Here is a 1,355-nt window from a genome sequence, read left to right as displayed (position 1 = left end):
GCGGTTGATGATGCGCCTGTATCGGGTGACCTAGCGTACTCAATCGACGAAGACGGTTCGATTCGCCTAAGCCAAGAGCAGTTGCTTTCTCAAGCATCTGATGTGGAAGGTGATGACCTTACTGCCAGCAGCCTAACGGTTGGCGGTGATGCAACGGTTGTTGCTAACGACGATGGCAGCTTTACCATCACGCCAGATGAGAACTTCAATGGCGACATCGATATCAGCTTTGATATCTCAGATGGCACTAATACGGTTCAAGCATCGGCTGACCTAACGGTTAACCCAGTAAATGATTTACCAGTACCTCAAGATCAGCAGTTCAGCGTTGAAGAAGACGGTACACTTATCTTCACCGATGCAGACCTGTTAACAGGCGCTACCGACATCGAAGGTGACAACCTTACTGTTGAAGGTGTGACCTACGATGGTGGCGACGGTATCCTTACTGATAACGGTAACGGCACGTACACCTTTGCTCCAAATGAAAACTTCAATGGTGATGTAAACTTCGGTTTCGATGTATCTGACGGTACCGATACAGTGTCAGCGAACATCGACGTAAGCGTAACCGCGGTTGATGATGCGCCTGTATCGGGTGACCTAGCGTACTCAATCGATGAAGATGGTTCGATTCGTCTAAGCCAAGAGCAATTGCTTTCTCAAGCATCTGACGTAGAGGGCGATGACCTTACGGCTAGCGGCCTAACGGTTGGTGGTGATGCAACGGTTGTAGCTAACGATGACGGCAGCTTCACGATTACGCCAGATGAGAACTTCAACGGTGACATAGATATCAGTTTCGATATCTCTGATGGTACCAATACCGTTCAAGCTTCAGCAGACCTAACGGTTAACCCAGTAAATGATTTACCAGTACCTCAAGATCAGCAGTTCAGCGTTGAAGAAGATGGCACTCTTATCTTTACCGATGCAGACCTGTTAACTGGTGCGACTGATATTGAAGGTGATAACCTAACGGTTGAAGGTGTGACCTACGATGGTGGTGACGGCATTCTTACTGACAACGGTAATGGAACTTACACCTTCGCACCAAATGAGAACTTCAATGGTGATGTAAACTTCGGTTTCGATGTATCTGACGGTACCGATACAGTGTCAGCGAACATCGACGTAAGTGTGACTGCGGTTGATGATGCGCCTGTATCGGGTGACCTAGCGTACTCAATCGATGAAGACGGTTCTATCCGTTTAAGCCAAGAGCAGTTGCTATCGCAAGCGTCAGATGTTGAAGGCGATGACCTTACTGCTAGCGGCCTAACGGTTGGTGGTGATGCGACGGTTGTAGCTAACGATGACGGCAGTTTCACGATTACGCCAGATGAAAACTTCAA

The 1,355-nt window shown here is 48.3% G+C and carries 1 protein-coding gene; it reads left to right on the top strand.

Features of this window, described 5'->3' with window-relative positions; genetic code table 11:
- A partial coding sequence (locus tag AB4138_RS23695) for a tandem-95 repeat protein (RefSeq protein ID WP_372307946.1) occupies positions 1–1,355 on the top strand: 1,355 nt, incomplete at both ends.

Origin of the sequence: Vibrio sp. 10N.286.52.C3, assembly GCF_041468865.1 — a bacterium.
Classification (GTDB): Bacteria; Pseudomonadota; Gammaproteobacteria; order Enterobacterales; family Vibrionaceae; genus Vibrio; species Vibrio crassostreae_C.
The sequence above is the reverse complement of the archived record's forward strand: the minus strand, read 5'-3'. Positions and strand labels throughout refer to the sequence as shown.